Here is a 7,989-nt window from a genome sequence, read left to right as displayed (position 1 = left end):
TGATAGCCCTTCAGCACAGCCAGATAGAAACCGTGTTCCCGCTCCAGCTGCGCCACCGCTAATGGCGGTTCTGTACCACCCGCGCCAACCGCTTTCAGCTGGGTATTAAGCACCGCTGCCGAAATGGCCTTTTTAAAGGAAAGCACATAGGCCAGGTAAAGCACCAGCAGCATCAACAGCCCTAAAGCCAGTTTTTTCGTCTTTAAACTTAATTTCTCCAACATATCAATATCCGATCAAAAGATTAAAGAAATAACGATCAGCGCCCATCTCCTGCTGGTAGCGCAACAGCCTGACACTGCGCACCCATTTTTTTTCCTTTAGCATAAATATCCAGTTGTTCACTGCGCTCAGGTCGGCAGTTTCTCCCGATATCTTTATCGTATTTTCCGCCGGTTCCACAGAACCCGTTTTCTTTTCCTCCCCGAACTGCACCTGCGTCAGGTTCAGCAGCCTGGGCCTGGAGCTTCCGACCTCGTTCAGCAGAAAAGCATAACTGTATCCACCGTTCCATCCCATTTTCTTCAACAAGGCCTTCTGCTGGGCAATCTCTTTTTTCAGTACATCGCCCTGATCGGCTGTAGCCGTCAAATGACCCGCCTTTTCGTTCAAAACTGCATTCTCCGCATTATAATGACTCAGCATAAAAAAGCTGATGAGCAGCAGGCCCAGAAGCACAAAAACAAATACTGAAGCCATTTTTTTAAGGCCGGAATCTTCCAAAAAGGTGCTAAAAACAAGATCAACCCTCTCGTTGTCGGCTTTGACCATTTCAACCCGGTCATGCAGAAAAAGCTGGAAGGCCAGCGCATAAGGCAATATGCACCTGGAAGCTACTTTATTTTTCCCCAGCGCCACCTTACTTTCTCCTGCCTGCACCGCTGTATGACCGTAACCCGAAAAGCTTCCATCCTCGGCCACCGAAAAAACATGTCCATCAGCCGAAAATCCCCCMTCCGTTTCCCCAAGCAGGTCCCATATCCCCACAACGGGCAGCCCGCCCAGGCTCAGGGCATACACCTTAAGTCCTGCCGCCTTCAGTTTACCCAATAGGTCATCAGCCAGGGATTTCCGGACAATACTGATCCAGGCCTGCTTTTCCTGCAGTAATTCCTGCAGATAAAATTCTTTCTGCTCCACCGATGGAAAAGCTGCTTTAAAAAAACCGGACTGTCCGTTCCCCTTAGCCTCAAGCTGTTTGTGGATGATCCCCTTTCCGCTCAGTGCCAATGCAACCGGATATTTCCTTGGAAGGGATTCCAGCACCTTTACCAAAGATCCTTCAACCTGTTTATGTTCCAGGATCTCCAGGGCATTTCCCTTCCTGTACACCACAGCATAGCTGCAGCGGTACTGCCCCTCCTGGAGCAGCACGATCTCAATCCCGAGCAAATGGTCAAAAGGCGCAAACATGATCAGTACAGGATTGTAGGTTTGATAAAAACCAGGGTCACCACTTTGTTATTGGATTTTTCCCTGCTGCTAAATAGCCATTTCAGTACCGGGATACGCGAAAGTATAGGGATACCGGATCCGCTTTCATTACTTTCTGTCCTTTCCAGGCCGCCCAGCACGATCATATCTTCATTTCTCGCTCTGATCATCGAGGTAAACTTACTCGTGGATTTGGGCGGCGGCGCGTTCAGCGGCGGATTACCGATAAAGTCCGAGATGTTCACTTTAATATTTAAAGTCACCTGGTCATCGCCCGACACCACCGGCCTGATATCGATTTCCAGGTTGGCATTCACCTCCGTAAACTGCTCGGTTACCACCGTCTGCGCATTGAGCGAAGGGATCACGTTCTGTGTCCTTTGGCTATAATAACGCGAACTCCCAATACTCAGGCTTGCTGAATGCCCATTAAGCGTAGAGAGTTTCGGCACCGAGCGGATATCCACATTACTGTTGTTCTCCAGTGCGCTCAGCTTGACATAAAAATTCGGGGTCACCCTGCCCAGGTTCACCGAGCCGTTGCGCCCCAGCCGTGAGAGAAAATCATTGATCGAATTGGCCCCAAAAGTATAATCGATCCCCGGCAGGATCGTGCCACCGGTCCTCACACTGTCCGATACCCCTGCAGAAATCCCGGTCTTGACGGTTTTGCCTTTGCGTACATCCACCAGGGTTACCTCAATCAGCACCATCGGCACCACGCGGTCAATCTGTTTAATGTAGTTTTCGATCTCATTCACCTGTGGTGATGATCCTGAAAGCAGGAGTGTATTCTGCTCCCTGAACTCCTTGATCTCCACCCCTTTTTTCCATTCTGCCGGGATCATCATCTGGATGGTATCCAGAGACCGGTGCTGCAACTGCACGATCCGGTTAGCCCTAAGGCCTTCCAGTTTCCTGTCCCCGATCAGGTAGACCCCGCCATCTTTTTTATAGGTATATTCAGTTCCCTGCAAAAGCGCAGTCAGAAAAGAATCGTAACCGATCCCGCTGAGCCTGGTAGTCACCGTACCCTTGATATCCGAATAGATAAAATAATTTGCGCCCGCCTCGGCAGAAGCCGACTTGATCAGGTCCAGGATCGGGGTATTCAGTGCATCAACGCTTACTGTCCGGTTGCCCTGTGCATCTTTCCTGGCACTGAGGTTAAAATTCCCCTGTGGCTGTCCGCCGCCCTGTCCAGACGGTTTATTGGATTTTTTCACTGCAGTGGCCTTGTCCCCGTTCACGTAAAGTTCTTCACCCTCACGCAAAGACTGAAAGATAAACACCCCGTCATTGGTCCTGTCCATCTTGAGGGAATTGGCATAGGCCAGTTTTTCCAGTGCTACCTCAAAGGGTGCCGCCGCGATAAAACCACTTACCCTTATGTCCATCAGGTTGACCGGCACCACCACATTTTTCTGGGAAAGCTGGCTGATCTTCTTGGCCACCTGACCCAAGGTATCGTTATTGAGCTCAAAACCCAAATATTCGTTCGATGAATTATAATTCACCCGGATATCCCGCGGCGCTACAACGGTTTTCGCTACCGCAGCTTTGGTCACCGACATGATCGAACCGATCAGGTTGATGTCCAGGTCATATTCCTTCACCATAAAAAGCAGCACGTTCAGTGCCGTTTCGTTCCTGAAATTGGTATAGACCTTAAAGCTCAGCTGGGGATCGATATTGATGTTCAGGTTGTTCGACTGGGCAAGCGCCCTTAAAAACTCCTGCGCAGAGGCACCCGAAATCGAGATCTGGACCGGCTGGTTAAGCCCCGGCACCGTCACCGCAAGATTCTTTAGCCTTTCTTCCACTGCTTTCAGCCGCTGCGACTGTTCGGTTCCCTGTGAATACCCCTTAAAGAAGCTCAGCACGAGCAGTAACATCACTAGACAACCTGTCTTAAAAAATATATTTGTGTTTTTCATTATTCTGAGCGTAAAAATTATCTAGATGGCTAACAATAAGGGGTAAATTTCTTCCAGACTGGTGAGACCATCCGCAAAGAGCGAAAAGGCATTTCCCGAAAGGGTATTGATTCCTTTTTCGGCCAGCACCCCATCAATGGACATGTTCCCGTTCCTGATCTGCTGGGAAAGGTCTGCATCGATCGGCACGACCTCATAGACCGCCTTTCTGCCACTATAACCGGTATAATAACATTTCTCGCAGCCTGCAGCAACAAAATGCCTTTCGACTGTTGAAGGCGCCCTGAACTGCCTCGGATAAAGCCCCGTATCCAGCGCTTCCTCTTTTTTGCAAATAGGGCAAAGCAGCCTCACCAGGCGCTGCGCCACGGTAGTATTGAGTGTATTGGCGACCAGAAAACCCGGGATGCCCATATCCATCAGCCTAGCCACCGTACCCCATGCCGAATTGGTATGGATCGTTGACAGAACCAGGTGACCAGTCAAAGCCGCACGGATGGCCATATTGGCCGTCTCCGGGTCGCGGATCTCCCCGACCATGATCACATCCGGATCCTGCCTTAAAAAAGTCCGCAGGGTAGCTGCAAAACCCAGCCCGATATTCTCCCTGAGCTGTACTTGGTTGACCCCTTCCAGGGTATATTCTATGGGGTCCTCGATCGTGAGGATATTGCGCGTACTTTTATTTAATAGTTTAAGTGTTGCATACAGGGTCGTCGTCTTTCCAGACCCTGTCGGACCACTGATCAGGATGATCCCGTTCGGGCGCTGTACCCCTTCCAGGTAATGCCGCATATCCTGATCGGACAATCCCAAAGTATTCAGGTCGATGTCCGTACTGCTGTTGTTGAGTAGCCTCAGCACCACCTTTTCCCCATAAAGGGTAGGCAGCACCGAAACCCGGATATCAAAGGCACTCTGCCTTGCCGAACTGTACTGGATCCGTCCATCCTGTGGCAGGCGTTTTTCGGCAATATCCAGGTTGGCCATGATCTTGATCTTGTTGATCAGTGAAGGATAATCCTTTTTTTCGATCTGGTAACGCTCAATCATCATCCCATCGATCCGCACGCGTACCCGGGAGCGTTTTTCAAAAGTCTCGATATGGATATCACTGCTCTTGAGCCTTCTCGCCTCCTCGATCAACACACCCAGGAAATCATCCCCCGCCGAGATCACCGAAACCTCCTTTTTTTCAGCACCCACCGAGACATCACCAAGATAATGCTTGGACAATAGTCTACTCAGTTCTGCATTTTCCAGCGCCAACAGACTCACCCCGCAGCCCAGAACAACTTCGAGTTCGTCCCTAAGGGATCCTTCATCACCATTCCCGTCCCAGTAAAGTTCGATTCCACCCTGTGGACCATTCTCCTTTGGAAACACCCTATACTGCATAGCGGTTTCCTTGGATACCAGCGCCAATATCTCCGCTCTAATTTCCATAGGGCAAAAGATTAAAAAATACCTCGTCCGAATGGATATTAACGCTTTTTATAAAAAAACTGACTGTCATGATCAGGATCAAGAGCAGCGCCTGATAACCCGCAAGCGGAATCTTTTCCTTTTTTGCACGGCTACGGCCGCCAAAGATCAGCGTCAGTACAATCACCACCATCAGGCTCAGCAGGTAAAAAGCAATATAATTCAAACAAGAAAAATAAAATGCTATGCACAAGAGAAAAAGAAGATCCCCAAGCCCAAAATAACCTTTAAAAATATTAGTGAGCTTCCGCCTCTTAAATGAAACATAACCGGTCAGCAAGAACATCTGTACCACAAGAAAAATGATATTACTTCCAGCCGTAGCTGCCAGGCGGGCAAAAGAGTATCGTAGCCAAACATCCAGTACAAAAAGCATTAACAATAGCGGAAAAAGCCACCAGTAAATGCCCCTGAACCTAAAATCCTGATACACCATCCCAGCCAGTACCATCATAATCCCTCCCTGCAAAAACAACATCAGTCCGCCACAATTTCCTTTAAGTTCTTGTCCTGGTCGATCTGCCATACATTGAAAGTCCCGTCACCGTCAAAATCCGCCACCGCAGTGGCCTTTGCCGTAAAGGTATTGTTCGATGCCGCAGTCACTTCAACCTTATAGTTGGCCTTCCCGTCCTTCGCATCCGAGGTCAGTTTCTCCTGGATAAAACCGATCTCCACCAGATCGGCCGAATATTTCGAGTGTTCATAGAAATAACTCTGTTCGAGCTTGGCCACATGTTCCAGCTGCAGCTTCGCTTCAGTCGTTTTAGCCTTGGTGATCAGCGGCATCAGGTTGGGCAGTGCCAGCAGGATCAGGATCCCGATGATCGCAAGCACGATCAGGATTTCAGTCAGCGTATAAGCATCAAGTTTTTTGGTAGTCTGTATTCTCATTAGATAAAGCGTTTTGAGCGACAATATCCCGAAAGATATTATCGCCTCTAAAATGCAAATTAAATCTGATAATTAGTACAAATTCTGTCACATAATGAATGTAACGCTGAACCTGAAGCAACAATTGATTTTAGCGGCTTCCAAGCTTACTAAATCAGCTCCTGGCTTTTAAAGAATTTTTCTAAAACCATCAAAATCAAAGTCCTTTATTCTTGATCTAAACTTTTCAAAAACCACTAAGGATGCTAAAATCTCCACGGTCAAGATTTTTCTTATTTCCTCTTTATCTGCTTTTTTCAAAATATCATATTCAAGTTTGAGCGTGTATTTAAAAGAATCTTCACCGTAAAAGGTATACCTTCATAATCGATTCTTTCTGCCTTTGGTATACATCGCTTCTCATTTTTGAAAAATTTATCAAAACCGGGAGAAACACATACTACGCCGACTATAAGGCTTTTGATGCCCCCTCCATGATCCTGATTCTGAAAATAGACTCCCATCCTATTTTCCCATTTTTTTTGCTCCCCTACCGTTTAATGTGCTCGCTGAATTGCTCACCTTTTTCTTACGAAGAAATGAATAACTTAGTGCTTCCAGAAAACGAAAAATCCTGCAAGCGTTTAACTCACAGGATTTTAGCTAAACTATGAAATTATTTTCGCGGAATAGACGGGACTTGTACAGAATCCATATATCTTTGATAATTAGAATTTTAACACTCCAAAAAATAGCATGTTCATATCCTCAGGTTATTTTTAATAAAGAGTCATAACAATCAAATTATTTCTTTACAATTTTCAAAACCCTTTTGTATTTTAGCATCTCAAATTGACTTGTTTTGCACGCTCTTGGAAAAACGGATGCAACTGTTGCCCCAACTTCTTCAATCCTGAATACAAGTTCACAACCCTGATMGTAGTAGACATATTCGGCCACATCTATATTGTTATTGTTTTCATCAGAAATCGACTCYTCTCCAATATTGAGTAATTTTGCATTTCCTGAGAGTTCGAATTTSGACGTATCATTTTTATAYGATATTTTAAAATTAAGAYTTTTCTTTGCCAYATTGATATAAAGTAGCTCYCGCTCYGAATCCTTTTCAAAAAGCAATACCTTATCATAGCCCAAATGATCAATTTTCTCTACCTTAGGGGCAACTAGGGTATCCTTAGAAATTATAYTATTATCCTGAGTTTTCACAGCACTGTCTTTTACGGATAAAGAATTGCTACCAGCAACATCATTTCTGGCATTTTTTGACGGGTTTCCACAGCCTGTAAAAATCAAGGTTATAAGTGTGATATATAAGTTTTGTTTCATCTAAGTTATTAAATACAATGCTCATTTCATTTAAACCTGTATACCACCTGTTCTAACCATAATAGTGTGTAGGATATTCTTTTGCTATAACATCGCCATCATTTCTCCAATGAATGATAGTCTGGCCAATAACAATTGTCAATCTGTAATTGATACTTTCCAGCCCAGACCATCCAGTTTCTTTTCTGTAAATTCTTGCAGCTAGTAAAGTTTTTTACTGATTACCCCATTGAGATCGTTGTACTTTTTTTAGAGAATTGATACTAAAGACAAAAGGATATAACTTTTTGCCTTTATTCCCTCTGATACCTTGCCCAATCGGGCCTTGTTCCACTCAAAGCCATTCAATTACCTAATTTTTCTGGGTTCAATTTCATGTCTAATATCTCAACCCTAATATTTTATTTCTTTTTTACCTTGAGCCAATAAAAGGTATAGCCTCCATAGATTGCAACTATTTGACTGTAATCAACTTCCTAAAACTAAAAAACATCAATCAATATTTTCAAATTAAATCTTATCTTTTCGAAATACACCTTAGTTACATTGCTTTAAGCCCCACATTGCCAAGAATTTTCCATACCCCTTGGTTTACGGCTGGTAGAATCCCTGCAATCAACAATGGACATAAAATTAATTGCATATCCAAGATATCTGATAGAGACTTATCAAGACTTTTGTACCTATGGTTATAAACTTTGATGAGTGTTGGATATAGAGCATTAGTGTCGATTTCCAATAAATCAATTAATTTAGCATAGGCAAATCCCAATTCATTAGGTAATGGAATTTGCTATATATATCCAGACTTTACTTTTTACCATTTTTATCGTGAACTAAAGTCTGGTATTCAAAATAAATTCAATTCCTTTATTGGATAACACTTTAAAAAGATTCTTGATGTGACTTATAC

General features: G+C 44.8%; 8 protein-coding genes. All 8 read right to left on the bottom strand.

Going from position 1 to position 7,989, the window contains the following annotated elements:
• Nucleotides 1-224, bottom strand: a 224-nt coding sequence (locus AC1DND_RS13075) for a hypothetical protein (RefSeq protein ID WP_477582175.1), incomplete at its 3' end; no start/stop codon positions are given.
• Between the two features lies 1 nt (nucleotide 225).
• Nucleotides 226-1,413: a hypothetical protein gene (locus tag AC1DND_RS13070; protein ID WP_477582173.1), complete on the bottom strand. Its 1,188-nt coding sequence runs from the start codon at nucleotides 1,411-1,413 to the stop codon at nucleotides 226-228.
• Nucleotides 1,414-1,415: 2 nt separating this feature from the next.
• A complete protein-coding gene (locus AC1DND_RS13065; protein WP_477582171.1) occupies nucleotides 1,416-3,371 on the bottom strand; it encodes a type II secretion system protein GspD in 1,956 nt (651 codons plus the stop codon).
• Nucleotides 3,372-3,392: 21 nt separating this feature from the next.
• On the bottom strand, nucleotides 3,393-4,817 hold the full coding sequence (locus AC1DND_RS13060) for a GspE/PulE family protein (protein WP_477582169.1): 1,425 nt from the start codon (nucleotides 4,815-4,817) through the stop codon (nucleotides 3,393-3,395).
• Nucleotides 4,807-5,382 (bottom strand): hypothetical protein, encoded by a 576-nt coding sequence (locus AC1DND_RS13055; RefSeq protein WP_477582167.1) that lies wholly within the window; start codon nucleotides 5,380-5,382, stop codon nucleotides 4,807-4,809. Before AC1DND_RS13055 ends, AC1DND_RS13060 begins: the two co-directional genes overlap by 11 nt.
• A complete protein-coding gene (locus AC1DND_RS13050) occupies nucleotides 5,334-5,750 on the bottom strand; it encodes a type IV pilin protein (RefSeq protein WP_138821434.1) in 417 nt (138 codons plus the stop codon). Before AC1DND_RS13050 ends, AC1DND_RS13055 begins: the two co-directional genes overlap by 49 nt.
• A 168-nt stretch (nucleotides 5,751-5,918) precedes the next feature.
• Complete coding sequence (locus AC1DND_RS13045) at nucleotides 5,919-6,050, bottom strand: hypothetical protein (RefSeq protein ID WP_477582165.1); 132 nt, start codon at nucleotides 6,048-6,050, stop codon at nucleotides 5,919-5,921.
• Between the two features lie 1,567 nt (nucleotides 6,051-7,617).
• Complete coding sequence (locus AC1DND_RS13040) at nucleotides 7,618-7,866, bottom strand: hypothetical protein (RefSeq protein WP_477582177.1); 249 nt, start codon at nucleotides 7,864-7,866, stop codon at nucleotides 7,618-7,620.
• Between the last annotated feature and the right edge of the window lie 123 nt (nucleotides 7,867-7,989).

It is taken from the genome of Pedobacter sp. 01N416 (assembly GCF_056399685.1).
The sequence above is the reverse complement of the archived record's forward strand: the minus strand, read 5'-3'. Positions and strand labels throughout refer to the sequence as shown.